The following is a 26455-nucleotide window of genomic DNA, read 5'->3' as shown; positions in this document are numbered from 1 at the left end:
GCATCACCTGGGGCTGCCGGATGCACCGTGCTGTCAGCATCGCAGGCAAGCCAGCGCCCACATTAGCTCGGCATTGCCAATTCCAGGTCCAGCAATGCAGAGCCCAGGCACTTGCCATGGGCATCCAGCGCCAGTGACCGCGTCACTCCACCCCGCAAGACCCCCGGCAATACAAAGTTCAACGCCTGTACGTTCGCCAGTTCGTAACGCCGCACCGGCGCACTGTCCAACGCCAGCAACGGCGCAAAAAACGCCGCCACCCGCTCCGCCGTCAGTTGTTCGCACAGCAGCGAATAGTCTTCAGCCCGATAAGCAATGATCGAAATATTCGAGGTATCACCCTTATCGCCTGTGCGCGAATGGGCCAGGGTGTGCAACTTGACGCTACTCATGATTCGATCCTCGGGTTGACCCTACTTCTGGGCAGCAGCAACGACGCCACCGCCACCACCTGGCGCAGGCTCTTGCTGGCACCGCCGCCGCCCGAAGGACCATTGGTGTAGAGGGTTTCCACTTCATTGCCGACCCGCACCGCATCGCTACGCTCTTCACAGCGGGCGCTCACCCGCAGGCGCACTTCCCAGGGGTCGACGGTGCTGCGCTGACCGTGCAGCGAGTCGATACCGATCAGTTCGGCGCGCACTTCCTGCATCGGTACGCCCGTCAGCTCGAGGCGCTTAAGCACCACATCACGAGCCAGTTGCGCTCGCGCCACGGCCCCCGGACCGCCGTAGGACATTTGCCCCTCGCCGATCCAACCGTCCAGATAACCGACGCTGACTTTCAACTGCTCAGGCCGTGATCGACCCGTCGCACCGTGGGCACGTACCCGGTCCACCGCTTCCTCAACGAAAGCCACTTGGGAAAAATCCGCACACACGTCCGGCGTCAAATACGCGGCCGGATCATGGATTTCATAGATCAGTTGTTCGATGCAGGTGGCACGACTGACCCGTCCCCCAGAACCCTTGACCTTGGTGATCAGAGCTTCGCCATCCGAATCAATCTCGGCCAACGGAAAACCCAATCGCGCCAAGTCCTCGACGTCCTTGAAACCCGGGTCGGCGAAATAACCGCCGCTGACCTGACCGGCACATTCCAACAAATGACCGACCAGTGTGCCTCGCCCCAAACGCTGCCAATCATCAAAAGCCCAGCCGAACTCGAACATCTGCGGCGCGAGGAACAGCGACGGGTCGGCCACACGCCCGGTGATCACCACATCGGCATCGGCGCGCAAGGCATCGATAATGCCCTCGGCGCCGAGGTAGGCATTCGCAGAAATCAGTCGCTCGCCCAATGAGCCGAGTGTCTGGCCGTTATCCAGCAGTTGCTCGGGTTGCTGGCGCAAGGTCTCCAGCACGTCATCACCGACTACAGCCAGCACTTTGAGGTTCAAGCCCAATTCACTGGCAACGCGCCGTACTTCAGCGGTGGCCGCTATCGGGTTGGCGGCGCCCATATTGGTAATCACCCGCAGCCGCCGACGCCCGGTGAGTTGCCCGACAAAAGGCAGCACGCGACGCATGCGCTCACTGAGCAACGGGTCATAACCGCCTTGAGGATCACTGATCCGCACTTGCTGGGCCAAGGCGATAGTGCGCTCAGCCAGGCATTCAAAGACCAGGTAATCCAGATCGCCGTGCTCGGCCAGTTCGACCGCAGGTTCGATACGGTCGCCGGAATAGCCGGCGCCAGAACCAATGCGCAAGGTTTTCATCTCAAAACACTCCCAGGAGCAACGCGGTCAGGGTCATCAACACCGACGCGGCAAACAGAAAAGGAATAGTGAAGCGCTGATGATCGGCCAGTTCGATCTTGCACAGGCCTACCAGCAGGAACGTGGCCGGGGTCAACGGGCTGACCGGGAAGCCGGTGGTGTGTACGCCGAGCAATGAGGCCTGGGCCACTTGCAACGGGTCGACACCCAAGGCCTTGCCGACTTCGGCGATCACCGGCATCACACCGAAATAGTAGGAATCAGGATCAAACAACATGCTTAAGGGCATCGACAGGAAACCCACCACGGCCGGGATCAACTTGCCGTGGCCAGCGGGAATCTGTGCCACCGCCACTTCGGCAATGGCCTTGAGCATCCCGGTGCCTTGCATGATGCCGGTGAACACCCCGGCAGCGAGCAGGATGCTCGCCATGGTCAAGGCGGTTTTTGCATGGGCGTCGATTCGCGCACGCTGGGCATCGACGTTCGGGTAGTTGATGCACAACGCCAGCACCGTGCCGAGCATGAACATCACCACTGGATCGACCCAGCCGGCAATCATCACCACCATCACCAGCACCGTCAGGACCAGGTTGACCCAGAACAGCCGTGGGCGGCGCAGGGCTTCGTCCTGTTCGTTCAACACCCGTTGCGGCACGGCATCAACGCTGGAACCGGCACCCAGGCCCAGGCGTTTTTCTTCACGATGACCCAACCACCAGGCACTGGCGAAGACAAAGATCAGGCCGACGATCTGCACCGGGATCAGCGGCTGGAACAGGTCTGCTACCGGCACATGCAAGGCCGCCGAGGAACGTAGCACCGGGCCGGTCCACGGCAGGAAGTTGACCCCGGCGGCCATCGCGGCAACGCAGGCGAGGATGCGTTTATCGATGCCCAGCCGGGTATACAACGGCAGCATCGCCGGCACTGTCACGAGGAACGTCACCGCACCCGAGCCGTCCAGGTGCACCAACAGCGCCAGGGTCGCGGTGCCGACAACAATGCGTGTAGGACGTGTCCCTACCGTGCGCAGAATTCGGTCGATGATGGGGTCGAGCATGCCGGCATCGGTCATGATCCCGAAGAACAGGATCGCGAACACAAACATGCCCACCACCGGAGCGACGTTCTTGATACCGGTGATGATGAAGACACTGGTTTGCAGGCCGAAGCCACCCAGCAGCGCGGCGATGATCGGCAACGCGATCAGGGCCACCAGTGGCGAGAGGCGTTTGCTCATGACGGCAGCGAGCAAACTCAGGATGGTGATAACACCCAGGGTAGCGAGCATGGGGGTAGCTCCAGAACGGCGTTTTCGGCCGGTTATTGTTTTCCCTGGAGTATTGGAAGCGGGTTAGTCTTTGTAAATTGGAATATTCAGCCGCCCATGTTCGTAAAAACAAAATGATCGGAACAACAACATGAAAAATTCGATCCAGCACATCCAGGCTTTTCTGGCCGTCGCCCGTACCGGCAGTTTTACCAAAGCTGCTAGCGAGCTGCACCTGTCGCCGTCGGCCCTGACGGTACAGGTGCAACAACTGGAAGAGTGGCTGGGCGTTGCCCTGCTCGACCGCAGTCCACGGCATGTGAGCATCACCGCTGCCGGGTTGGATGCCCAGGGACCGATGGAGAAACTGCTGCTGGACCTGGACAACATCGTCACCGGCTCCCGGGACTTGGCGGCGCTGCGCCGGGGCGTGGTGACCATCGCCGCCCTGCCCTCCGTGTGTGCCGGCAGCCTGCCGCCGGTTCTGCGTTTGTTTCGCGAGCGTTTTGCCGGCATCGAAGTACGCCTGCATGACCTGGTGGCCCATCGCATTCATGCCCAGGTACGTTCGGGAGAAGTGGATTTCGGCATTGGTGTACGCGCGCGCCTGAGCCATGGCTTGGCGTTTGTGCCGGTGCTTAATGATCGTTTATGCGCCTTCGTACCGCTGGATCATCCGCTGACCCGGCACACCACGCTCACCCTGGAGCAACTGGCGGACCAGCCAATCATCCTCACCGGCCGCGACAGCAGCGTGCGCGAGCAGGTAGATGCGTTATTCGATGAAACACGCCTGACAATGCTGGCCGGGATGGAGGCCAACTACATGTCGACGGTGCTCGCGCTGGTGCGCCAGGGATTGGGGATCAGTCTCTTGCCGGAGTCAGCGGCGGACAGCCTGGAGGGGTTGAGGCGCATCCCGATCGACCATCCGGGGGTCAATCGGGAGATTGGGTTGATCAGCCGCAGTGGAACGGGCTTAAGCCCGGCAGCGCAGCGGTGTTTTGAGTTGCTGAAGGAAGAGCTATCAAGCACACCGCAACACTTGTAGCCTCGGCAGCGGCTACAACTGCTTTCAGCCCAGCATCGTCACGTGCCCTGGATGACTGGCCACTCGCGTTAACCACGCCTGCACGCCGGGATAAGCGCTCAAATCAAAGCCTCCTTCATCGGCCACATGGGTGTAGGCATACAACGCCACGTCGGCAATGGAGAATTGATCCCCCACCAGATAAGGCGTCAGTTGCAGTTGGCGCTCCATCACCTTCAAGGCTTTGTACCCGCCCTTGTGCAGCTTCTTGTATTCCTCCTGGCGATCTTCCGGCAGCCCGAGGTACAGCTGGATAAACCGGGCCACCGCAATGTACGGCTCATGGCTGTACTGCTCGAAGAACTGCCACTGCAACACTTGAGTGCGCAAGCGTGGTTCGCTGGGCAGGAACTCACTGCCGTCGGCCAGGAAGTTGAGGATCGCGTTGGACTCCCACAGGCAGGTGCCGTCTTCGAGCTCCAGCACCGGGATCTTGCCATTGGGGTTCTTCGCCAGGAACTCGGCGGTCTGGGTGTCGCCCCTCAAGATGTCGACATCCACCCACTGGTACGGGGTGCCCAGCAGGCTGAGCATCAACTTGACCTTGTAGCAGTTGCCCGAACGGTAATCGCCATAAACCTTGTACATGAGGCTCCCCTTATGCCGCTTGCGCGTGCTGTGCTTGACGGACTACCGCAGCGAGACGCTTGAGACCTTCGTCCAAACGCGCCGGGTCGATATGGCTGAAATTGAGCCGCAAATGACCGTGGTGCTGGTCCGGCGCGGAAAAGAACGGTTCACCGGGCATGAACGCAACGTCTTGATCGAGCGCTTGAGCCAACAAAGTGCGGGTGTCGAGCGGCTGTTTCAAGGTCAGCCAGAAGAATAATCCACCTTGAGGCACCTGCCAGTCGGCCAGGTCACTGAAATGCCGCTCCAGGGCCGCCTGGAAGGCATCGCGGCGAGCGCGATAGAAGCTGCGCAGTTCCACCAGGTGCTGCTGGTACTTTTCGGTGCCTATCCACTGCATCGCCTGCCACTGGCCGACACGGTTGGTGTGCAGGTCTGCCGATTGCTTGAGTTTGAGCAAATGGGGAAACAGGTCGGGGCTGGCAATCAGGTAACCGACGCGAAGGCCCGGCAACAAGGTCTTGGACACGGTGCCGGTATAGATCCAGCTCGCCTTTTTCAAGCGACTGACAATCGGCTGGGCGCTGCCGCCATCGAAGGTCAGCTCACGGTAGGGTTCGTCTTCGATCAGGGTCACGTCGAACTCATCCAGCAAGTCGGCAACCGCGTCGCGCTTGGCTTCGCTGTAGCGCACCGCCGACGGGTTCTGGAACGTCGGGATCAGGTAGATGAAGGACGGGCGATGCTGCTCAAGGCTTATGCGCAAGGCCGCCAGATTCGGGCCGTCGGCCTCAAGTGGCACGGTCAGGCAATCGGCACCGAACAGTTGGAAAATCTGCAACGCGGCCAGGTAGGTCGGGCCTTCCAAAAGGATTTTCGTGCCTTTATCGATATACAGCTTGGCCGCAAGATCCAGGGTTTGCTGGGAACCGCTGACCACCAGCACCTGACTGGCTTCACAGGGGACACCCAGCGCCCGCGCCTCGGCCGCCAGCAATTCACGCAACGGCGGCTCACCTTCGCTCATGCCGTACTGGCCAATGCTCAGCGGCATGTCGTCCCAATCAAGCGCGGGCAACATGGCTTCGGCCGGCAGGCCACCGGCAAAGGACATCACCTCTGGACGCTGGGCCGCCGCGAGGATTTCACGGATCAGGGAGCTTTTAAGGCGCGAAACACGTTCAGAGAAAGCCATAAGGTCACCGGTAGCAAAGCCTGTGGGAAATACGTCAAACTGGTTGACCGAAATTACGACGACTTGAGCAGATACGTCAATATGCTTGACCTTAAAAACCAGGCCTCCCAGCAAGCCGCCATGGAAGCGTTCTTCTTTGGCTACCAGGCCTTCACCGCCAAGGCTGATGAAATGCTTGAGCGTCGTGGCCTGAGCCGGGTGCACCAACGCATTGTGTTTTTTATTGCCCGCTACCCGGCCTTGAGCGTCAAGGAGCTGCTGGAATTGCTCGGCGTCAGCAAGCAGGCGTTGAACATGCCGCTGCGCCAATTGCAGGAAATGCACTTGGTGGACAGCGTCGCGTCAGCCACGGACAAACGTAAACGCCTGCTGGAACTGACCGAAGAAGGGCTGCGCTTCGAGCAGTCACTGCGCCGCGAACAAGTGAAATTGCTGCAACGGGCATTCGCTGAGGCTGGAGAGACCGCCGTAGAGGGTTGGCTGGCGGTAAACAAGGCGCTGTGCGGCCAACCCTGAGTGGCCCTCCGTGCCTTTCGCACACAAAATCGAAAACATTATTTGCTTTATTTGTATACAAAAGCATAATTCGTTTCGTGCGAGTTCCTGACCTATTGGTCAACAAAACCCGCTGGCACCTCAAAGCGCCGCTGCCCACTCATGTGTCCGGCGCTGGAAATAACAATAAAACTCTTGAGGAGTACTCGCTGTGGAAAGCCGCAAATCCGAAGCCCCGCTGGACCTCTCCCCGCCGCGCCTCACCCCTATGAAGCAGGGTTGGCTGGAACGCCTGTTCAAACTCAGCTTGCATGGCACCACAGTGAGAACCGAGCTGATCGCTGGCCTCACGACCTTCATCACTATGGCCTACATCATCTTCGTCAACCCCAACATCATGGCCGACGCCGGCATCGATCACGGTGCAGCCTTCGTCGCCACCTGCATCGCCGCCGCCATGGGCTGCCTGCTGATGGGCCTGTACGCCAACTGGCCGGTAGGCCTGGCGCCAGGCATGGGCTTGAACGCGTTTTTCACCTACACCGTGGTCGGCACCATGGGTTACACCTGGGAGACCGCCCTGGGTGCGGTGTTTATCTCCGGGGTGCTGTTCATGATCCTGACGCTGTCGCGCATCCGTGAATGGCTGCTCAACAGCATCCCGGTCAGCCTGCGCTACGCCATGGGCGCAGGTGTCGGGCTATTTCTAGGAATCATCGGCCTGAAAACCTCCGGGATCATCGTCGCAAGCCCAGCCACTCTGATCAAACTGGGCAATCTGCGCGACCCTGCGCCATTGCTGGCGGCAGTCTGCTTCCTGATGATCGCGGTGCTGAGCTACCACCGCGTATTTGGTGCCATCCTGATCAGCATCATCACCGTCACCCTGGCAGGCTGGGGCCTGGGCCTGGTGGAGTACCATGGCATCCTGTCGTCGCCGCCGAGCCTGGCACCGACGTGGATGGCCATGGACGTCGCCGGCGTGTTTAACGTGAGTATGATCAGCGTGGTGCTGGCGTTTCTGTTTGTGCACATGTTCGACACCGCCGGCACGCTGATGGGCGTGGCGCAACGGGCCGGACTGGTGAATGCCGATGGCCGTATCGAGAACCTGTCCCGCGCCTTGAAGGCAGACAGCACCTCCAGCGTGTTCGGCGCCATGGTCGGTGTACCGCCCGTAACCAGTTACGTGGAAAGTGCCGCCGGTGTTGCCGCGGGTGGTCGCACCGGCTTGACCGCTGTCACCGTGGGCGTGTTGTTTATCGCGGCGATGTTTTTCGCCCCGCTGGCCGGCATGATTCCCGCTTACGCCACCGCCGGCGCGCTGATTTATGTGGCGATGCTGATGATGGGCGGCATGGCTCATATTGACTGGGATGAAGCCACCGACAGCATCCCGGCGATTGTCACCATGATCATGATGCCCCTGACCTTTTCGGTCGCCGACGGTATTGCACTGGGCTTTATCAGCTATGTGGTACTCAAGGCCGGTACTGGCAAGTTCAAGGACATTTCCATTAGTTTGTGGGTATTGTGCGCGATTTTCATCGCCAAGTTTGTCTTCCTGTAACCCGCGAATCGTTGAAAACCGCCTCACCCTCGGGTGAGGCTTTTGCATGAATGGAGGAATGGAATGAGTCTGGAAACCTGGCTGCTGTTCAGCGGCGCTGCGCTGGTGGTGATCCTGATCCCAGGACCGCTGTCGTTACTGATGATCAGCAACAGCTTGAACTACGGCCTGCGCCGTTCGTACCCGGCGTTTCTCGGCGGCGTATTTGCCTCGATCTGCCTGCTGAGTGCCTCGGCCCTGGGGCTCGGTGCCCTGTTGCTGGCCTCGGAACAGCTGTTCAGCGCCTTGAAGGTTGTCGGCGCGCTGTATCTGTTTTATCTCGCCTGGCAAAGCTGGCAGCAATCTCGCCAACCGGCCCACGGTGCCGAAGTGCCACAGACACCGCCGGTACCACGCTTTCGTGCCTTGTTTGGCCGGGCCTTTGTACTGGGTGCGAGCAATCCCAAGGACATCCTGTTTTTCGCCGCGTTCCTGCCGCAGTTCCTCAGCAGCCAGCAGCCATTCCTGCCGCAACTGCTGATCATGATTGCCACCTGGACCGTGCTCGACCTGTTGTGCAAGCTGGCCTACGGCCTGGGCGCCCATGGCGCGGCGCGTTACCTGCGCAGCGGCAAGGGCCAGAGCTGGTTCAACCGAATCAGCGCCGGGTTGTTCAGTGGCGCGGGAGCAGCCTCATTATTGAGCCGCTAGCGGTCACGACTCGACCACTTTGATGAAAAACACCGTGCCGGTATTTTTTTTTGCGACGTGCTGAATACCGCCCACCAGCCTGACCAGCCGTCCTTGTTCCCTCGCCTGCTGGACGACCGTGAAGAACCGGCGTTTCTCGTAGGAGCGAGACCAGTAGCTGTCAAGCCAGGCATCCGATAACAAGGGCTTCGCCTGACTCCTTGTCGCCACACTGGCACGGTCCAGCCATCGCTCCACAATGAAATACACTTTGTTGGAACTGGGGTGGGTGCAAATCATGCTGCTAAATATCCGCGACTCCATGTGCCGTATGCGTTGTATAACAAATCCATGGGCCTCCAGAACATTGCGCATCGCCTGGTGAACCGCATGTGTTCGAGCGAGAAACGATTGAGTACGTAACAGCGAAGCGGCTGAGGCATCATAGGTAAAATCCAGCCGCTCCAAGCCTGCTGCAAGAGCCTCATAACCGATGAAAATGCTGCGCCGCACCCGCGGCAATGGCGTTGGCCTGAGCAGTTGAAACAGCTCATCGGTCTGCGCCGGAAGACCGGACACCGACAGCCAGCGGTCAAGGGTTGCCCTGATGTTCAGCAGATGGCTGGCCGTCACCGATCGCTCAGGGTCTGCCAACTCTGCCAGCCGCGAGGCTACACCCCGCCTACTGGAAGCTGTCATTCCAGGAAATGCTTTGGCGATGCTGTCATCCAGTGGCTCGGTGAACAACACCTGGCGAAGGGTTGCCCGGCCCATCTTGTCGAACGACACGGGGATCGGCTGCCGGCTTATGTCGTTTCCCAACCAGCGGGCAATATCGAAGCCGGCATCGGTGGCCAACGGCGTGCGGTCATGCACAAACGCGATTTGCTCATTGGGCAGTGAACCGTCGGGAAGCACCTCAAAGAACGCCTCACGCAGTTTGATTGCCCGGTAATTACGATCCCTGCCACTGATCGTGAAAAGACGCTTTGACAGCGGCGTGATCTGCGTAGGCTGAAGCTCAGGGCCGACGCCCCAGGCGCTCGGGATATCGGTGAGCGGCATTTCCGGTTGCTCCAGGACCCTCGCCAGCCTTTCCAGGGGCGGCGATGGCGTCAGATCCGGGCTGATCGTGCTGCTCGTGGTGGGCCGGCTGGATCCTGGCTGTGGCCCCGAGGGCGCCTCGCCCCTCCATGGCTGCCACAAGGGCCTTTGAGCGCCCGCCGGCGGTTCGGGAGCATCGGCCTTTAGCAGCACTTCACCCGACTCCTGGATATGCAGGAAAAACTCGTTTTGCCCATCCTCTTTCGGATTTTTTACGCGCAAGGCGTTTTCCTGTTTGCGCCGATAAACCGGATAGGCTCGGTCACCATCCGGTACAAACTGCTTGCCGTTCAACACATAACTTCCCTGATTGAGCGGCCCGTGGAGCGCAACCCCCTGACCTGCACTTAAACCGTGTAACTGATATGCCTCCAGCCCCTTAAAGGTCTTGGCCAACAATGTATCGCCCAGCGCTGCCAGTCGCTGGATCGATATCGCCTGGCGCATGAGTACCGAGTGTATCCCTCCTCGGTAAGCAAAGAGCGCCCTGGCCATCCCTGCCCTGACGCCCTTGCCGGCAACACCGACAGCCAGCTTCCCTTGCGGCACAAAAGTGGTTGCGATATCCAGCACCGTCATGTGCACAGCGAAGACCAACGCCACGATATCGCGCGAATCACCGCTCAGGGAAAGCCGCCGAGCCGCCAACAACACCTCATAGACATTGACCAAAATACTGACCAGTGGGATCAGTCCCAATAAACCCCGCATGCGGATGTCTGACTGTTCACCCAGGCGCTGCGCCCGGTACTCGCCTAATGCCTCGGTGGAGTTGGACAGGCTGCGGGCATGACGTTGAATGCCCAACACCTGGGCATGGGCCAGCATCGACAACGCATCGTGGCCATTGGTGGGGACGATCTCCAGCCACCCCTGGGGATTCACCGAGATCTGTTGACGAATTTCATCCTCGATGTCCGTCAATGTCAGAGCCGCAACGGCCTTCTTGGGCATCAACCAGTTCACAGCGCTGGCCAGGATACCGAGCGGACCTTTTGAAACCACGCGTTCAAGGACCTTGGTGAGCCCCCCGCTCATCTCCCTGGGTATCACGTCCTCGAAGGCTCTTTTAAGGTGGCCCGGGTAGCTTTTCAGGGCCTGGTCTTCCCACCCTGGGGCGATTTTCCTGGCAAGTTCGGGCAGGTGGATCGGCGACGCCGCAGTCGCCATCAACTCACTGAGCGCGGCCTCTTCGTTCGGGTACTCGGTAATTGCTCGATGGCCTATCGCATCCGGCCAGTAAACAACGCACGTGCCCGTGATTCGATCTTGAATCACCAACAAGGCACTCACATGTCGCGGTTGCTCCAAGGTCAACCCGCACAGGCGTACAACGCATAGCCGCAAGTGCATATCGTCACACACCAGCCCCTCTGCCGAGCGCGCGGCCAGGGCCGTCGTGAACATTCGCCGGGCCAATTTCCCCAGCCCCTGCTGACAGGCGCTGAACAGCACCATCCGTGCCTGCTCCTGGTGCACACGCCACATCAGTTCCTGCGCAACCCCACCCGCCTGCTCAGGGTAAAAAGCCTCCAGAATGCGTTTTTCGTAGCGCCCGCCGATGTCCATTGAAGACAAGGTCCTGATCAGGTAGTCCGCGCTCAGGCGCTCTTTCCATTTCGGCACCCGATAGACGGTGTTCCTCAGGATCAAGGGTGTCCAGGGTGCCTGGGCATCCAGGTTGCGCAAAGCCAATTGCAGCAGGCTGTAGGTCCTACGCTCCTGGCTGACAACGACTTTGCTCCCGGAGTCGCCGATGGGCCGTACCGGATGGCTTTCCCACTGCGTGTGGACATCATCGGGAACATCGAATGCCGGGGTATCAATGTCGATATCCGGGTATAGACCATCGCGGGTCAACTGTTCGATCAGTTGCTGGCGGGCAAAGGTTTCAAGGTCTGGAAGTACCTCCATCAGGCGGCTGTCACGGGCCCAAACACTGCTCAAGAACCTGCGCTGGGCAGCCCGATATTGTTTACGCACAGCAACAGATGCCAGGGTCAGCCACGCGGGCTGCTTTTTTACCTGTTCAGCAGCAAGCCTCAAGATCGCCACGCTCGCCAGCGCCGCTGTTCTGGCCGAGCTTGCAGCAATACTCAGAACGCCCGTCATCTCGCTCGCCAGCACGGCGTTGGTCAGCACCACGTCACTGACCTCAGTGAAGGGCCGACCGCCTTCATCCACCCATTTAAGGGTCAGATGATGCTCCTTGATCTGCGCCTTGAGCCCATCTGCCAGCACAGCACTCTGACGCTCAACGAACGCCAGGGGAAAGGCCTGGCCCGCACTCAGTGAGCGTACCCAGCTACGGGCCTCGGAACGGTGTCGACGACTGATACAGGACCACAGTGGCGAGCCCTCAGTACTTGTAAAACCGGCCTCCAGCCCTGCAGTCAAGGCGTCCATGGACATGAACCGTTGCAAGCCTGCCTGTGTGCCCGGAACCCAGAGCAAGGCCCATTGCTTGAGGCTTCGATCAGCCAGTGCGGCAGCACTCGTCAAGACAAATGCACCGGCCACAAGATAGCTCCCCAGTGAAATATCCAGCACACGCAGGGGGCTATTACCGCGATCCAGACGCCATGATGCGCCAAGCACTTCAACAAGCGCTTTGTGTTCCGGCTCGCCGATCAACCCGAGCTGGCGCTGCATGTCAGCCTCCTCCAGCAACGCTCGATGCCGGGCGACCAACAGTCGTTCGCCACGGTTCCTGGTCCCCTCCGCCTTGAAGAGCCAAAAATCCTTGTTGCCGAATTGAGCCTCGTCCTCCTCAAGCAACTGTTCGACCTTATTGATCTGCTCCTGCCACCGCCCCTCGCATGCCAGAAACGTCTTGAACGCCGCGGTATCGGTACTCAGGTCCTGAGGATCCAGCAGCGCCAAAAGAGCTCGCTCGTAACGATTGAGTAACCGCTCACGCCCCTTTATCGTCATGTGCACAAGCAACTGGCCAAAATTGACCTCCTTGTGCCGACGTTTCAGGTCCCAGTCCAACAACCATTCCAGCAGGCCAGCCAGAGACGACGATGCCAGTGACGAGTACCGGCTGCGCTCAAGGCGTTGCAAGCGTGTGATGGCATTCAACCGAGGGGCATCGCCAAACCCTTGCTCGAATGTCAACGCCGGGTTGATCGCCAAGGCACATGCCAATTCGTTATCCCATTGGGTTTCCAGGTCGGAAAGAGCGCTGTAGCGCAACGCATCTTCGGCAATGATCGGTCCTCGCTCCACCTTGAACGGGATCAGCTCCACAATGTCGGGGAAACGCAGCAGCTCATCGCGCCGACGCAGCGGTAAACGCTGCCATACCAAGGCGTGCTCCTCATCGTTAAGTACTTTGGGCAAATCGCGCTGCATGTCGGCCAGGGAACGAAACTCAAGGAACTCCCGGCGCAGCCCAGGTAAAAAAACCACTTGGCGACGCAGGCCCTGATCGGCATCACGAAAGATATGCAGCGCGCCACAAACGGGCACTTGTGACGTCCCGCTCCCGGGCCAGACCAACTCACAGACCTGCAAATCGCTCCAGAATCCACCTGCCTGCTGCCGCTGCTCGGGCGTCGGCGCATCGACGATCCCCAGCACCATGGCCAGACCGTGATCGGAAAGGTCCTGCACCTGATGGGCAACAAACGCCTTGTCGGCAAATAGCTGCCGGTAGACTTCGGCCCAACGCTCCTTGCGTGAGCGCCAGGAGCCATAGGCAAGCGCCTGCCAATACGCCTCGTGAGCAACATCAAGACGCTCAAGCAGGTTCAGGCACTGGAGCTTGCCCATCGCATCTGCGGGGGTCATCGTCAGAGGGCTATGCCGGGCTCTTTTGATGCTCAAGGCGGTAAAGCTGTTGATATCGGCCGGATACGCCCGCTGGCTCAGCGATGCCAGTGCCCGCTCCGTGAGACTTTCGATCCGGGTCGGCTCAGCGGGTGGCAGAGGTTCGGTAAACAGCAGCGTCTCGGGCGCAACGCTAAAGGCGTCCCGTAAAACCAGCTGTAGCTGTTGCACGATTCGCGGTGCTTTGGCCACCAGATCGCGCAGAGTCGTTCGGGCCTCGGCACAACGCTGTTCGGCGGCATGCAATTGGTTGATCAGTTGGCTGGGCTGTGCCGTCGAGTTGAGACGGCGGGTCAGGCGCTGCATCAGTTGCGAAATATCGGCTGGCATCACCGCCGAAGCGGTAGCGGGCCCTTCATCGTCGTCATCGTGCAAAGGCAAAAAAACGGGCGTATCGGTACTCATTCGGGCATCCCCCTGCATCCAAATCGAAAGCCTAGGGCTGCCCGTCAAGCACGGGGCAGTGAATATGCGGCGCAACGTGCAAGCAAAAAAAAGCCCGCAGTGTGAGCGGGCGAAACCAACGAAGTGCTTTGGGGGTGTGAAGCGAGGTGACGACTCAGCTACCGCGATACGTGGAGTAGCTGTAAGGCGAAATCAGCAAGGGCACGTGGTAATGGTCTTGTTCGGCACTGATACCGAAACGCAGCACCACCACATCAAGAAAGGCCGGCTCAGGCAATTGCACGCCACGGGCGCGGTAGTAATCCCCTGCGCTGAACTGCAACTGATAGACGCCACTGCGGTAGTCACTGCCTTGCAGCAGCGGTGCATCGCAACGACCGTCGCTGTTGGTCAAGGTGCTGGCGACCAGCTCAAGCTGTGCGCCTTCAACGCGGTAGAGCTCAACCTTGATGGCGCTGCCGGGGCAGCCGTGTGCGGCATCCAGTACGTGTGTGGTCAGTCGTCCCATGGGGCGCTAGCCTCCGAAATCCGATTAGAAAAGGCCGCACTTTTTCAGGGCATTAAAAAGCCGGCGATGTGTGATTAAGACATTTTTCAAAAAAATTGTACACAATAAAAATTACAAACTTCTGCACTGCCCGATTGACCAAGGTTCTACAGGAGATTCCTTATCCGCCCTTGCTTTTAAACGACCTTTCGTCCATTAGCTGACCAGTCAGGCAGGTTTCTTGCAGTGCTATCCTGTCAGGAAGCCATTGAAAAAATGCGGAAATACAGGCTTACAAAGTGACTATCAAGTTGTATACAATCAGTCCATCGCTGTGACGCCACCCAGTCTTTCGCTGGCCGCCACACACTAGCTACCACGAACAAGAAGGAAGACTGCAGTGAGCGCTGACTACCCACGCGACCTGATCGGTTACGGCAGTAACCCTCCTCATCCACACTGGCCGGGCAAGGCGCGCATCGCTTTGTCGTTCGTACTCAACTACGAAGAAGGTGGTGAGCGCAACATCCTGCATGGCGACAAAGAGTCGGAAGCCTTCCTCTCGGAAATGGTCTCGGCGCAGCCCCTGCAAGGCGAGCGCAACATGAGCATGGAGTCGCTGTACGAATACGGCAGCCGTGCCGGCGTGTGGCGCATCCTCAAGTTGTTCAAGGCATTCGATATCCCGCTGACCATCTTCGCCGTGGCCATGGCCGCCCAGCGTCATCCGGACGTGATCCGTGCCATGGTCGACGCCGGCCATGAGATCTGCAGCCACGGTTACCGCTGGATCGACTACCAATACATGGATGAGGCCCAGGAGCGCGAGCACATGCTCGAAGCGATCCGCATCCTCACCGAACTCACCGGCGAACGCCCTTTGGGCTGGTACACCGGACGCACCGGCCCCAACACCCGGCGGCTGGTGATGGAAGAAGGTGGTTTCCTCTACGACTGCGATACCTACGACGACGACCTGCCCTACTGGGAACCCAACAACCCGACCGGCAAGCCGCACCTGGTGATCCCGTACACCCTGGACACCAATGACATGCGCTTTACCCAGGTCCAGGGTTTCAACAAGGGCGACGACTTTTTCGAGTACCTCAAAGACGCGTTCGACGTGCTCTACGCCGAAGGCGCCGAGGCACCGAAGATGCTCTCCATCGGTTTGCACTGTCGCCTGATCGGCCGCCCGGCGCGCCTGGCTGCCCTCAAACGCTTTATCGAATACGCCAAAGGCCATGAACAGGTGTGGTTCACCCGCCGCGTTGACATTGCCCGGCACTGGCACGAAGCCCACCCGTATCAGGGAGCGGCCAAATGAGCACCTTCCAGACCTTGAAACCTTCGACCTTGAGCCGCGATGCCTTCATCAACGCCTTCGCCGATATCTACGAACATTCGCCATGGGTGGCCGAAAAGGCCTTCGACCTGGGCCAGGACAGCTCGATCGATGAGATCGAAACCCTGCACCAGCGCATGAGCGACATCCTGTTGAGTGCTGATCATCAAAGCCAGTTGGCCCTGATCAACGCTCACCCGGACCTGGCAGGCCGTGCGGCCGTCCAGGGCCAGTTGACCGAAGCCAGCACTCATGAACAGGCTGGCGCCGGTATTCACCAATGCTCGAGCGACGAGTTTTCGCGCTTCACCGAGCTGAACGACGCCTACAAGGCCAAGTTCAAGTTTCCCTTCATCATGGCGGTAAAAGGCAGCAACCGGCATCAGATCCTCGCCGCGTTTGAAACGCGCATCCACAACTCGGTGGACACCGAGTTCAAGTGCGCACTGGCCGAGATCAACAAGATCGCGTTGTTCCGATTACTGACCCTCTAACAGACCATCCCCAGCCACTCTATTTAAGGCAGACAAGAAGAATGAAAGCTTATGCCGTACCGTTCGAGAAGTTCGTCAACCTGGCCGACGCCCGCCTGGGCACCAAGATTATCTCGGTGACCGATGACTGGTTCGCTGACGCCAACCGACTGTTCCAGCCGACCCCGGCCGTATGGAAGGAGGGCGTGTTCGATGACAACGGCAAGTGGATGGACGGCTGGGAGTCGCGCCGCAAGCGCTTCGAAGGCTACGACAGCGCGGTGATTCGCCTGGGCGTACCGGGCTCGATCAAGGGCGTGGACATCGACACTTCATTCTTCACCGGCAACTTCCCACCGTCGGCCTCCCTGGAAGCCTGCTTCCTGGCCTGCGGCGAACCTGACGCCAACACCCAGTGGGTTGAAGTGCTGTCGGCCGTCGAGCTGCAAGGCAATAGCCATCACTTCCACGAAATCAACAACGACCAGGCGTTCAGCCACCTGCGCTTCAACATCTACCCGGATGGTGGCGTGGCTCGTCTGCGTGTGTACGGTATTCCGTTCCGTGACTGGTCCGCCGTGGGCGACAACGAACAGGTCGACCTGGCTGCTGCATTGAACGGTGGTCGCGCGCTGGCCTGCTCCGATGAACACTTTGGCCGCATGAGCAACATCCTCAACCCGGGCCGTGGCATCAACATGGGCGATGGCTGGGAAACCGCTCGTCGTCGTACGCCTGGCAATGACTGGGTGATCGTCGCCCTGGGCCATCCGGGCGAGATCGAGAAGATCGTTGTCGACACCCTGCACTTCAAGGGCAACTACCCGGACACCTGCTCGATCCAGGGTGCGTTCGTCAAGGGCGGTACCGACAGCCAGATCGAGACCCAATCGCTGTTCTGGCGTGAACTGCTGCCGGCACAGAAACTGGAAATGCACGCCGAACACACCTTCGCCGAGCAGATCAAGGCACTGGGGCCGATTACTCACATTCGCCTGAACGTGTTCCCGGATGGTGGTGTGAGCCGCCTGCGGGTACTGGGCAAGGTGGCCAAGTAAGCGGTGAACCCAATCGCAGGCAAGCGAGCTCCCACAGGGGAATGCATTCCAAGTGTGGGAGCTGGCTTGCCTGCGATGGCGATACAACAAACAACACAGAATCCGGATAAGAAGACAGCCATGCGCACACTGATGATCGAGCCCCTGACCAAAGAAGCCTTCGCCCCTTTCGGAGACGTTATCGAAACCGATGGCAGCGATCACTTCATGATCAATAACGGCTCGACCATGCGCTTTCATAAACTGGCGACGGTGCAAACCGCCACGCCAGAAGACAACGCCATCATCAGCATCTTCCGCGCCGACGCGCAGGACTTGCCACTGACGGTGTGCATGCTGGAGCGACACCCGCTGGGCAGCCAGGCTTTTATTCCGCTGCTCGGCAACCCCTTTCTGATCGTGGTCGCGCCCCTTGGCGATGAACCTGTATCGGGCTTGGTCCGCGCCTTCGTTACCAACGGCAGGCAGGGCATTAATTACCATCGCGGCGTTTGGCACCACCCGGTGCTGACGATCGAAAAGCGGGATGACTTCCTGGTGGTTGATCGCAGTGGCACAGGCAATAACTGCGATGAGCATTTTTTCAAAGAGGATGAGCGGTTGATCCTCGCCCCCCACCAATAAGAGAAGGTCTGATCACTCGACGACAGAGTGACAGGCGAGAGGTAAAGACTGTGGAAGCACATTTGATGGAATGGCTGAACCTGAGCGTGCGCTGGGTTCATATGATCACTGGCGTCGCCTGGATCGGCGCGTCGTTCTACTTCGTCTGGCTGGAAAACAACCTCAATCGCGTCAACCCCAAGGACGGCCTGGCCGGTGACTTGTGGGCCATCCACGGTGGCGGTATCTACCACCTGGAAAAATACAAACTGGCCCCGCCGACCATGCCGGACAACCTGCACTGGTTCAAATGGGAAGCCTATTTCACCTGGATGTCGGGCGTCGCGCTGCTGTGCGTGGTGTTCTACGCCAACCCGACCTTGTACCTGCTGGCCCCGGGCAGCAGCCTCAGTGGTCCGGAAGGTGTGCTGCTGGGCATTGGCTCACTGTTCGTGGGCTGGTTCGTCTACTCCTTTCTCTGCGACTCGGCCCTGGGCAAGCGCCCTGCCCTGCTCGGTTTGATCCTGTTCGTGCTATTGATTGCCGCCGCCTATGGCTTCAGCAAGGTGTTCAGCGGTCGCGGTGCTTACCTGCATGTGGGTGCCGTGATCGGCACCATCATGGTCGGTAACGTGTTCCGCATCATCATGCCGGCCCAGCGCGCGCTGGTGGCAGCCATCGCGGAAAACCGCACACCGGATCCAGCGCTGCCAGCCAAGGGCTTACTGCGTTCGCGGCACAACAACTACTTCACCCTGCCCGTGCTGTTCATCATGATCAGCAACCACTTCCCGAGCACCTACGGCAGCCAGTACAACTGGTTGATCCTGGCCGGGATCGCGGTGGCGGCAGTGTTGGTGCGTCACTACTTCAACACCCGTCATAACAGCCAGAAGTATGCCTGGACCTTGCCGGTCGGCGCCCTGGCGATGATTTGCCTGGCGTACGTCACCGGTCCGAAACCTGTGGCCACCGCACCGGACGTGGCCAAGGCTCCAGCGGCCATCGAGTACCAGCCGCTGCCGGAAACCGCGCTGGGGGGTGGACTCAAGCCAGCTGCACCCGCCGCACCTGCACCGGCTGCCGAAGCTGCGCCTGCTCAGGCATCAACGGACTTTGGAAAAGTGCACAGCGTGATTCAGGAACGCTGCGCCGTATGCCATTCGGCCAAACCCACCAGCCCGTTGTTCAGCGCAGCGCCTGCCGGGGTGATGTTTGATACACCGCAGCAGATCCAGCAAATGGCGCCTCGGATTCAGGCACAGGCTGTAGCAAGCCAGATCATGCCGTTGGGCAACATCACCCAGATGACCCAGCAGGAACGGGATTTGATTGGCACCTGGATCAATCAGGGGGCGCGTACCAACTAAACCTGCGGCGCACTGACGGCCGCTATCGCGGGCAAGCCCGCTCCCACACTTGAATGTATTCACAAACCAATGTGGGAGCGGGCTTGCCCGCGATCAACCGCGCAGCGGTTGTCCAACAACACAAAAATAAAAAGATCCGAGGTGTTGCATGTCCGAGTTAGCCGAACCGCAGATTCCTGCCGCACCCGCCATGGTGCGGCTACCCCTGTTGCAACTGATTCTGGTAGGCCTGCAACACGTATTGCTGATGTACGGCGGTGCGGTCGCAGTGCCGCTGATCATCGGACAAGCCGCGGGTTTGAGTCGTGAAGAGATCGCTTTTCTGATCAACGCCGACCTGCTGGTGGCGGGCATCGCCACCATGGTGCAATCCTTCGGCATCGGCCCGGTGGGCATTCGCATGCCGGTGATGATGGGCGCCAGTTTCGCGGCGGTTGGCAGCATGGTTGCCATGGCGGGCATGCCTGGCATCGGCCTGCAAGGGATCTTCGGCGCGACCATCGCGGCCGGTTTCTTCGGTATTGTGATTGCGCCTTTCATGTCCAAGGTGGTGCGTTTCTTTCCACCGCTGGTGACCGGCACCGTCATCACCGCCATCGGTCTTTCGTTATTCCCCGTTGCCGTTAACTGGGCGGGCGGCGGTGCCGCTGCCGTACAGTTTGGCTCACCGATTTACCTGGCCATTGCCGCCCTGGTGCTGGCCACCATTTTGCTGATCAATCGCTTCATGCGTGGCTTCTGGGTCAATATCTCGGTGCTGATCGGCATGGCCCTCGGTTACGGGTTGTGCGGGATGATTGGCATGGTCGACCTCAGCGGCCTGGCTCAGGCGCCCTGGGTGCAAGTGGTGACGCCGTTGCATTTCGGCATGCCCAAATTCGAGTTGGCGCCGATTCTGTCGATGTGCCTGGTGGTGGTGATTATCTTCGTCGAGTCCACCGGGATGTTCCTGGCCCTGGGCAAGATCACCGGCCAGGAAGTCACGCCAAAAATGCTGCGTCGTGGCCTGCTGTGTGACGCCGGGGCATCATTCTTCGCCGGGTTCTTCAACACCTTCACCCATTCCTCTTTCGCGCAAAACATCGGCCTGGTGCAAATGACCGGTGTGCGCTGCCGCTCGGTGACCATCGTTGCCGGAGGCTTTCTGATTGTACTCAGCCTGCTGCCCAAGGCGGCGTTCCTGGTGGCCTCGATTCCGCCGGCGGTACTCGGCGGCGCGGCCATCGCCATGTTCGGTATGGTGGCGGCCACCGGGATCAAGATTCTCCAGGAAGCCGACATCGCCGACCGTCGTAACCAGTTGCTGGTGGCGGTGAGCATTGGCATGGGCCTGATTCCAGTGGTGCGACCGGAGTTCTTCGCGCAGTTGCCGTTGTGGATGAGCCCGATCACCCACAGCGGCATCGCTATGGCGACCCTCAGCGCGTTGTCGCTGAACCTGTTGTTCAACATCCTGGGCGGCGCCGAACGGGCTGCGGCCAACGAACACGCTCACCAACACTGATTCAGAAAACAGCTCACCCGGCGTCACAACAACAATAAGAACGATCAGGGAGCAACACCATGCACACCATTCACCCGGGGCCGGCCACACGCCGCGCCCCATTCTCGCCCCACGCGCTCTGTAACGGCGCACTTGAGCACAGGCACGGGAGTCAGTATTCTCCGCGCCCGCTCATGTCGACTCAAAAAAAAACAGCAAATGTAAAAGCTGACTGCCAGGCCAACTTATCCCGGCCCGATGTCAGCGCCAACGTGCACAAAAAACCTCTGGACTCGACTGCGTTGAACGCAGCCGGCGGCGTTTTATTGGCTTTTCGAACACCTTGGCGCAGCTCTTGCTAAAAGCATTAAAGCTGACCAGACGGACGATTTTTGCAGCGAACCAAAAGGCGCCACACCAGAGCGCCTGTGTCGAAGAAAACTAAAAAACCTTAACTTGGGAGCAACCGAATGAAAGCTACATTGAAAGGCCTGATGCTGGCAGGAACTCTGTTGGCTGGCGGCCAGACCATGGCCGGTGATTTGCTGCAGTGGCAGAACAACAGCCTGACGTACCTGTGGGGCAAGAACTTCACCATCAACCCACAGATCCAGCAAACCGTCACCTTTGAACATGCCGATGCCTGGAAGTATGGCGACAACTTCTTCTTCCTCGACCGCATTTTTTACAACGGCAAGGAAGACGGCAACGTCGGCCCGAATACTTACTACGGTGAGTTCAGCCCGCGCCTGTCTTTCGGCAAGATCTTCGACAAGGACCTGTCCTTCGGCCCGATCAAGGATGTATTGCTGGCGTTCACTTACGAGTTCGGCGAAGGCGATACCGACTCGTATCTGGTGGGCCCTGGTTTCGACCTGGCGATCCCCGGCTTCGACTATTTCCAGTTGAACTTCTACCAGCGCCAGACCGAAGGCGGTCGCCCGGGTGACAACATCTGGCAGATCACGCCGGTGTGGTCGTACACCATCCCCGTGGGTAACTCCAACGTGCTGATCGACGGCTACCTCGACTGGGTGGTAGACAACGATAAAAACTCCCGTGGTACTTACCACGCCAACTTGCACATCAACCCACAGATCAAATATGACCTGGGCAAGGCGCTGCATTGGGGCGAGAAGCAGTTGTATGTCGGTATCGAATACGACTACTGGAAGAACAAGTACGGCGTCCAGGACACGCGCGCGTTCGAGACCAACCAGGACACGGCGAGTCTGCTGGTCAAGTATCACTTCTAACGGCTAACCACGCCCCCATGTGGGAGCTGGCTTGCCTGCGATTGCGGTGTGTCTGTGCCAAATGCATTGACTGACCCACCTCTATCGCAGGCAAGCCAGCTCCCACATTCAGCTCGGCGCCAGGCCAAGAAACCGCTTCAACTCCTCACACTTGGCCAACGCATCCCGCCGCCCCAGCTCAATCAGTTCGCTGCAATACCCCGCTTCGAACAACAAGTAACTGAGCACCCCCGCGCCACTGGTCTTGGTTGCCCCCGGGCCACGCAGGAACAGGCGCAACGCCGCCGGCAATTCCTGGCGATGACGGGCCGCAATCTCGTCGATAGGCTGGCTCGGCGCAATCACCAGCACGTCCACCGGCGCCAGGCCTTGCGCGGCACTGTTGACCGGCAACAAACGACTGAACTGGTTCAGGCGCTCCAACAACTCGATGTCACTTTCCAGGCTATCGATGAAGGTACTGTTGAGCATATGCCCACCGATCTGTGCCAGGGTGGGCTCCAGACCGCTGTAGGTGCGTTGCAAGGGGTTTGAAGGGTCAAGCCCTCGTGGGTTGCCACTGACGCCCACCACCAGCACACGGCTGGCCCCCAGGTGCAACGCCGGGCTGATCGGCGCCGACTGACGCACCGCACCGTCGCCGAAATATTCCTGATCGAGTTTGACCGGTGCAAACAGCAATGGGATCGCCGAGCTGGCCAGCAAATGCTCAACGGTCAACTGAGTGGGCACACCGATACGTCGATGGCGTAGCCACGCATCAATGGTGCCGCCGCCCTGGTAGAACGTCACCGCCTGCCCCGACTCGTAGCCGAAGGCGGTGACAGCCACCGCGTGCAAGTGTTTCTGCCGGATCGCTTCGTCGATACCTTCCAGGTGCAGTTTGTCTTGAAGCAGATCCCGCAGCGGCGAGCTGTCGAGCAACGCCACCGGCAATGGCGCCCCGAAACCCAACAGGCTATGGCCAAAGAATCGACTGGCCTGGCGAATCACTCCGGGCCAGTCACTGCGCAGCACCAGATGGCTGCGAAAGCCCTGCCAGAAGGCGGTCAGCCGCACGATCGCGGCTTTGAAGTCCATCGCGCCGCTGGCCAGGCTGACCGCATTGATCGCCCCCGCGGACGTGCCAACGATCACCGGAAACGGATTGGCCGCCCCCGGCGGCAACAACTCGGCAATGGCTGCCAACACCCCCACCTGATAGGCGGCTCGCGCCCCGCCGCCGGAAAGAATCAAGCCTGTGACCGGTTCAGCTGGGCGCATTGCATCACTCCATGGTGCGTGGGGACATCACATCAACGACGGCGCTTTTCGTACAGTTTAGGCTCACCCGGCGGCCGGCTCTTGAAGCGGCGGTGGGTCCACAGGTATTGCTCGGGGCATTCACGGACGGACACCTCCACCCACTGGTTGATGCGCAGGCAGTCGACTTCGTCGGTTTCACCCGGAAAATCAGTCAGCGGCGGGTGGATCACCAACCGATAACCGTTGCCATCAGCCAAGCGCTCCTGAGTAAAGGGCACGACCAACGCCTTGCCCAGGCGGGCGAATTTACTGGTGGCCGTGACGGTCGCCGCCTGAATACCGAACAACGGCACGAAGATACTTTGTTTGGCACCGTAGTCCTGGTCCGGTGCGTACCAGATGGCGCGGCCAGACCGCAGTAGCTTGAGCATGCCGCGCACGTCCTCGCGCTCTACCGCCAGGGAGTCAAGATTATGCCGCTCGCGGCCACGGCGCTGGACGAAATCGAACAGCGGGTTGCCGTGCTCACGGTACATACCGTCAATGGTGTGCTTCTGCCCCAGCAAGGCGGCGCCGATTTCCAGGGTAGTGAAATGCAGGGCCATCAAGATCACGCCCTTGCCTTCCAACTGGGCCTGCTTGAGGTGTTCAAGCCCTTCGACATGGGCCAGTCGCGCCAGGCGTGGTTTGGACCACCACCAGCTCATGGCCATCTCGAAGAAGGCAATACCGGTGGAGGCAAAATTTTCCTTGAGCAGATGTTTACGCTCTTTGGCGGACTTTTCCGGGAAACACAGTTCCAGGTTTCGTGCGGCGATGCGGCGACGTTCACCGGCCACTCGGTACATTCCCGCACCGAGCGCGCGGCCAATCCCCAGTAAAACCCGGTACGGCAACTGTGTGACCAGCCACAGCAGGCCGAGTCCCAGCCATAACAGCCAAAAACGCGGGTGAAAAAATACAGCTCGAAAACGCGGGCGATCCATTACAGATTCCGGTAAAGACAAGGGCCGCGCATTCTACAACGGTTCGACCCGGCTTGCGGCTCGCGGATGTTCTCGTTATAAGTCTCGACACTTTTCGTGACAAGCCGCTTTATGCCGACCATGAGCCAAACCGAACCGCTAGACCAAGATCCCGTGTTCCAGCTGAAAGGCAGCATGCTCGCCATTACCGTGCTGGAACTGGCCCGCAACGACCTTGATGCCCTGGATCGCCAGCTCGCCGCCAAGGTCGCCCTGGCGCCGAACTTCTTCAATAACGCCCCGCTGGTGCTGGCCCTGGATAAACTGCCCGCCGGCCAAGGCGCGGTTGATCTGCCGGGATTGATGCGTGTGTGCCGCTCCCATGGCCTGCGTACCCTGGCGATTCGTGCCAACCGCATCGAAGACATCGCCGCCGCCATTGCCATTGAATTGCCTGTATTGCCACCGTCCGGCGCTCGCGAGCGTGCGCTGGATCCGCTGGAAGGCGAAGTGAAGAAAAAACCGGAGAAACCGCCGGAGCCCACGGTCAAGCCAACCAAGATCATTACCTCGCCCGTACGCGGCGGACAGCAGATTTATGCCCAGGGTGGCGATTTGGTAGTCATCGCCCCGGTCAGCCCTGGAGCGGAACTTCTCGCCGATGGCAATATCCATGTATACGGTCCCATGCGGGGTCGTGCACTGGCTGGCATCAAGGGTGATACCAAGGCCCGGATTTTTTGCCAGCAGTTGACTGCTGAGCTAGTGTCGATCGCAGGCCAGTACAAGGTTTCGGAAGATTTGCGCCGCGATCCACTGTGGGGGGCCGGGGTACAAGTCAGCCTGTCGGGCGATGTGTTGAACATCGTTCGTCTTTAACGGATACTGCCGCATTTTCCAAGCATCTCTAGACTCTGATAGCACAGCGAAAACGGCAAAACTTGCGTAGGAATAATTGGAAAGTGCTGTTTATTTTGAATAAACCACATTTTTTCATCCCGTTCCTACACTGGCTGTCCGCCTGCAGCGAGTTTCAAGAGATGTTTTTCAGGGGCTAAAAGTCCTTTTTCCTTAGGGGTGAAACACCTTGGCCAAGATTCTCGTGGTTACATCCGGCAAGGGTGGTGTGGGTAAGACCACCACCAGCGCCGCTATCGGTACCGGCCTCGCTCTGCGTGGCCACAAGACAGTCATCGTCGACTTCGACGTCGGTTTGCGTAACCTCGACCTGATCATGGGCTGTGAACGCCGCGTGGTGTACGACTTCGTCAACGTGGTCAACGGTGAAGCCAACCTGCAACAGGCCCTGATCAAGGACAAGCGCCTTGAGAACCTGTATGTACTGGCCGCCAGCCAGACCCGTGACAAAGACGCGCTGACCAAAGAGGGCGTAGGCAAAGTCCTGGCCGAGCTCAAGGAAACCTTTGAGTACGTGGTCTGCGACTCTCCGGCCGGCATCGAGACCGGTGCTCACCTGGCGATGTACTTCGCCGATGAAGCCATCGTCGTGACCAACCCTGAAGTGTCTTCGGTACGTGACTCGGACCGTATGCTTGGCCTGCTGGCCAGCAAATCCCAGCGCGCCGAGAAAGGTGAAGACCCGATCAAGGAACACCTGCTGCTGACCCGCTACAACCCGGAGCGCGTCAGTAACGGTGAAATGCTCGGCGTTGAAGACGTCAAGGAAATCCTCGCAGTGACCCTGCTGGGGGTGATTCCTGAATCCCAGGCAGTCCTGAAGGCCTCCAACCAGGGCGTCCCGGTAATTCTTGACGACCAGAGCGACGCCGGCCAGGCGTACAGCGATGCTGTCGATCGCTTGCTGGGCAAAAATGTGGAACATCGCTTCCTCGATGTAAAGAAGAAGGGATTCTTCGAGCGTATCTTTGGAGGCAACTAAACAATGAAATTTCTTGACTTCTTTCGTGCCAACAAAAAGCCAAGCACCGCGTCGGTAGCGAAAGAGCGTCTACAGATCATCGTGGCGCACGAACGCGGCCAACGCAGCACGCCGGATTACCTGCCAGCCTTGCAAAAGGAGCTGGTTGAGGTGATTCGCAAATACGTCAATATCGGCAACGATGACGTGCATGTCGCCCTGGAAAATGACGGCAGTTGCTCGATTCTGGAACTCAATATCACCCTGCCTGATCGTTGATCGAAAAGGCGGTCGCCACGGCGGCTCGATTACCTTGATCCCTGTATGGGAACGGGGTGAGCGAGCCGCCGTTGGCGTTTGTTACGA

At 59.4% G+C, this 26455-nt stretch carries 23 protein-coding genes; 14 read left to right on the top strand and 9 right to left on the bottom strand.

Translation table 11 applies throughout. The features are described from left to right. Positions 1–62 precede the first annotated feature (62 nt). From GNF76_RS24875 to GNF76_RS24865, 3 genes are read right to left on the bottom strand one after another with little or no spacing between them, the layout of a single operon-like run. Positions 63–392, bottom strand: coding sequence for an AtuA-related protein (locus tag GNF76_RS24875; RefSeq protein WP_155585725.1), 330 nt, complete (start codon positions 390–392; stop codon positions 63–65). Next, a complete protein-coding gene (locus GNF76_RS24870; RefSeq protein ID WP_155585724.1) occupies positions 389–1720 on the bottom strand; it encodes an acyclic terpene utilization AtuA family protein in 1332 nt (443 codons plus the stop codon). The genes GNF76_RS24875 and GNF76_RS24870 overlap by 4 nt, the downstream gene beginning before the upstream one ends. A gap of 1 nt (position 1721) precedes the next feature. Continuing rightward, positions 1722–3014 (bottom strand): CitMHS family transporter, encoded by a 1293-nt coding sequence (locus GNF76_RS24865; protein WP_155585723.1) that lies wholly within the window; start codon positions 3012–3014, stop codon positions 1722–1724. 130 nt (positions 3015–3144) lie between these two features. On the opposite strand from GNF76_RS24865, the gene GNF76_RS24860 reads away from it, so the two are divergent. Beyond that, positions 3145–4044, top strand: coding sequence for a LysR family transcriptional regulator (locus GNF76_RS24860; RefSeq protein ID WP_155585722.1), 900 nt, complete (start codon positions 3145–3147; stop codon positions 4042–4044). Positions 4045–4068: 24 nt separating this feature from the next. On the opposite strand, the gene GNF76_RS24855 is transcribed toward GNF76_RS24860, so the two are convergent. Together GNF76_RS24855 and GNF76_RS24850 are read right to left on the bottom strand one after the other, a co-directional pair. Then, positions 4069–4671 carry a glutathione S-transferase family protein gene (locus GNF76_RS24855; RefSeq protein ID WP_155585721.1) on the bottom strand — a complete coding sequence of 201 codons (603 nt, stop codon included), beginning with the start codon at positions 4669–4671 and terminating at the stop codon, positions 4069–4071. 10 nt (positions 4672–4681) lie between these two features. Next, positions 4682–5848 (bottom strand): aminotransferase-like domain-containing protein, encoded by a 1167-nt coding sequence (locus tag GNF76_RS24850; protein WP_155585720.1) that lies wholly within the window; start codon positions 5846–5848, stop codon positions 4682–4684. 81 nt (positions 5849–5929) lie between these two features. On the opposite strand from GNF76_RS24850, the gene GNF76_RS24845 reads away from it, so the two are divergent. The 3 genes from GNF76_RS24845 to GNF76_RS24835 all read left to right on the top strand — a co-directional run bounded on the left by GNF76_RS24845 (position 5930) and on the right by GNF76_RS24835 (position 8603). After that, positions 5930–6364 (top strand): MarR family winged helix-turn-helix transcriptional regulator, encoded by a 435-nt coding sequence (locus GNF76_RS24845; RefSeq protein ID WP_155585719.1) that lies wholly within the window; start codon positions 5930–5932, stop codon positions 6362–6364. 247 nt (positions 6365–6611) lie between these two features. After that, positions 6612–7913, top strand: coding sequence for an NCS2 family permease (locus tag GNF76_RS24840; protein WP_155585755.1), 1302 nt, complete (start codon positions 6612–6614; stop codon positions 7911–7913). 63 nt (positions 7914–7976) lie between these two features. After that, a complete protein-coding gene (locus GNF76_RS24835; protein ID WP_155585718.1) occupies positions 7977–8603 on the top strand; it encodes a LysE family translocator in 627 nt (208 codons plus the stop codon). Between the two features lie 3 nt (positions 8604–8606). Here GNF76_RS24835 and GNF76_RS24830 read toward each other — a convergent pair whose 3' ends face one another. Both GNF76_RS24830 and uraH read right to left on the bottom strand, forming a co-directional pair. After that, entirely contained in the window at positions 8607–13826 is a 5220-nt protein-coding gene (locus GNF76_RS24830) for a dermonecrotic toxin domain-containing protein (protein ID WP_343037847.1), read from the bottom strand. 253 nt (positions 13827–14079) lie between these two features. Next, entirely contained in the window at positions 14080–14433 is a 354-nt protein-coding gene (gene uraH / locus GNF76_RS24825) for a hydroxyisourate hydrolase (RefSeq protein WP_155585716.1), read from the bottom strand. 379 nt (positions 14434–14812) lie between these two features. On the opposite strand from uraH, the gene puuE reads away from it, so the two are divergent. From puuE to GNF76_RS24790, 7 genes are all read left to right on the top strand, one after another. Further along, entirely contained in the window at positions 14813–15739 is a 927-nt protein-coding gene (gene puuE, locus GNF76_RS24820) for an allantoinase PuuE (protein ID WP_178123558.1), read from the top strand. Next, positions 15736–16251 carry a 2-oxo-4-hydroxy-4-carboxy-5-ureidoimidazoline decarboxylase gene (gene uraD, locus GNF76_RS24815; protein WP_155585715.1) on the top strand — a complete coding sequence of 172 codons (516 nt, stop codon included), beginning with the start codon at positions 15736–15738 and terminating at the stop codon, positions 16249–16251. Before puuE ends, uraD begins: the two co-directional genes overlap by 4 nt. Before the next feature lie 41 nt (positions 16252–16292). Continuing rightward, a complete protein-coding gene (alc, locus tag GNF76_RS24810; RefSeq protein WP_155585714.1) occupies positions 16293–17288 on the top strand; it encodes an allantoicase in 996 nt (331 codons plus the stop codon). A 120-nt stretch (positions 17289–17408) separates the two neighbouring features. Further along, positions 17409–17912: an ureidoglycolate lyase gene (locus GNF76_RS24805; RefSeq protein ID WP_155585753.1), complete on the top strand. Its 504-nt coding sequence runs from the start codon at positions 17409–17411 to the stop codon at positions 17910–17912. 50 nt (positions 17913–17962) lie between these two features. Next, positions 17963–19261, top strand: a complete 1299-nt coding sequence (locus tag GNF76_RS24800; RefSeq protein WP_178123557.1) for a urate hydroxylase PuuD — start codon at positions 17963–17965, stop codon at positions 19259–19261. 148 nt (positions 19262–19409) lie between these two features. Beyond that, on the top strand, positions 19410–20765 hold the full coding sequence (locus GNF76_RS24795) for a nucleobase:cation symporter-2 family protein (RefSeq protein WP_155585712.1): 1356 nt from the start codon (positions 19410–19412) through the stop codon (positions 20763–20765). A 449-nt stretch (positions 20766–21214) separates the two neighbouring features. Beyond that, entirely contained in the window at positions 21215–22000 is a 786-nt protein-coding gene (locus tag GNF76_RS24790; protein WP_155585711.1) for an outer membrane protein OmpK, read from the top strand. A 108-nt stretch (positions 22001–22108) separates the two neighbouring features. Here GNF76_RS24790 and GNF76_RS24785 read toward each other — a convergent pair whose 3' ends face one another. Both GNF76_RS24785 and GNF76_RS24780 read right to left on the bottom strand, forming a co-directional pair. After that, entirely contained in the window at positions 22109–23263 is a 1155-nt protein-coding gene (locus GNF76_RS24785; protein ID WP_155585710.1) for a patatin-like phospholipase family protein, read from the bottom strand. Between the two features lie 32 nt (positions 23264–23295). Further along, a complete protein-coding gene (locus tag GNF76_RS24780) occupies positions 23296–24231 on the bottom strand; it encodes a lipid A biosynthesis lauroyl acyltransferase (RefSeq protein ID WP_155585709.1) in 936 nt (311 codons plus the stop codon). 120 nt (positions 24232–24351) lie between these two features. Between GNF76_RS24780 and minC the strand changes: the two genes are divergently transcribed. The 3 genes from minC (at position 24352) to minE (ending at position 26368) form a co-directional block, all read left to right on the top strand. Then, positions 24352–25089, top strand: a complete 738-nt coding sequence (gene minC / locus GNF76_RS24775; RefSeq protein ID WP_155585752.1) for a septum site-determining protein MinC — start codon at positions 24352–24354, stop codon at positions 25087–25089. A gap of 208 nt (positions 25090–25297) precedes the next feature. After that, entirely contained in the window at positions 25298–26110 is an 813-nt protein-coding gene (minD, locus tag GNF76_RS24770) for a septum site-determining protein MinD (RefSeq protein ID WP_155585708.1), read from the top strand. A gap of 3 nt (positions 26111–26113) precedes the next feature. Then, entirely contained in the window at positions 26114–26368 is a 255-nt protein-coding gene (gene minE, locus GNF76_RS24765; RefSeq protein ID WP_003175252.1) for a cell division topological specificity factor MinE, read from the top strand. Positions 26369–26455 lie beyond the last annotated feature (87 nt).

Source organism: Pseudomonas spelaei, assembly GCF_009724245.1.
Taxonomy (GTDB): domain Bacteria; phylum Pseudomonadota; class Gammaproteobacteria; order Pseudomonadales; family Pseudomonadaceae; genus Aquipseudomonas; species Aquipseudomonas spelaei.
Note: the sequence above shows the minus strand (reverse complement) of the source record. Positions and strands in the feature narration are given on the sequence as shown.

Coding starts and splice junctions, on each gene's coding strand:
- alc (WP_155585714.1), top strand. CDS start 16,293: ATGAAAGCTTATGCCGTACCGTTCGAGAAGTTCGTCAACCTGGCCGAC.
- GNF76_RS24875 (WP_155585725.1), bottom strand. CDS start 392: ATGAGTAGCGTCAAGTTGCACACCCTGGCCCATTCGCGCACAGGCGAT.
- GNF76_RS24835 (WP_155585718.1), top strand. CDS start 7,977: ATGAGTCTGGAAACCTGGCTGCTGTTCAGCGGCGCTGCGCTGGTGGTG.
- GNF76_RS24785 (WP_155585710.1), bottom strand. CDS start 23,263: ATGCGCCCAGCTGAACCGGTCACAGGCTTGATTCTTTCCGGCGGCGGG.
- GNF76_RS24830 (WP_343037847.1), bottom strand. CDS start 13,826: ATGCAGCGCCTGACCCGCCGTCTCAACTCGACGGCACAGCCCAGCCAA.
- GNF76_RS24860 (WP_155585722.1), top strand. CDS start 3,145: ATGAAAAATTCGATCCAGCACATCCAGGCTTTTCTGGCCGTCGCCCGT.
- minE (WP_003175252.1), top strand. CDS start 26,114: ATGAAATTTCTTGACTTCTTTCGTGCCAACAAAAAGCCAAGCACCGCG.
- uraH (WP_155585716.1), bottom strand. CDS start 14,433: ATGGGACGACTGACCACACACGTACTGGATGCCGCACACGGCTGCCCC.
- GNF76_RS24855 (WP_155585721.1), bottom strand. CDS start 4,671: ATGTACAAGGTTTATGGCGATTACCGTTCGGGCAACTGCTACAAGGTC.
- minC (WP_155585752.1), top strand. CDS start 24,352: ATGAGCCAAACCGAACCGCTAGACCAAGATCCCGTGTTCCAGCTGAAA.
- uraD (WP_155585715.1), top strand. CDS start 15,736: ATGAGCACCTTCCAGACCTTGAAACCTTCGACCTTGAGCCGCGATGCC.
- GNF76_RS24850 (WP_155585720.1), bottom strand. CDS start 5,848: ATGGCTTTCTCTGAACGTGTTTCGCGCCTTAAAAGCTCCCTGATCCGT.
- GNF76_RS24870 (WP_155585724.1), bottom strand. CDS start 1,720: ATGAAAACCTTGCGCATTGGTTCTGGCGCCGGCTATTCCGGCGACCGT.
- GNF76_RS24780 (WP_155585709.1), bottom strand. CDS start 24,231: ATGGATCGCCCGCGTTTTCGAGCTGTATTTTTTCACCCGCGTTTTTGG.
- GNF76_RS24795 (WP_155585712.1), top strand. CDS start 19,410: ATGTCCGAGTTAGCCGAACCGCAGATTCCTGCCGCACCCGCCATGGTG.
- GNF76_RS24840 (WP_155585755.1), top strand. CDS start 6,612: ATGAAGCAGGGTTGGCTGGAACGCCTGTTCAAACTCAGCTTGCATGGC.
- GNF76_RS24845 (WP_155585719.1), top strand. CDS start 5,930: ATGCTTGACCTTAAAAACCAGGCCTCCCAGCAAGCCGCCATGGAAGCG.
- GNF76_RS24790 (WP_155585711.1), top strand. CDS start 21,215: ATGAAAGCTACATTGAAAGGCCTGATGCTGGCAGGAACTCTGTTGGCT.
- GNF76_RS24805 (WP_155585753.1), top strand. CDS start 17,409: ATGCGCACACTGATGATCGAGCCCCTGACCAAAGAAGCCTTCGCCCCT.
- GNF76_RS24865 (WP_155585723.1), bottom strand. CDS start 3,014: ATGCTCGCTACCCTGGGTGTTATCACCATCCTGAGTTTGCTCGCTGCC.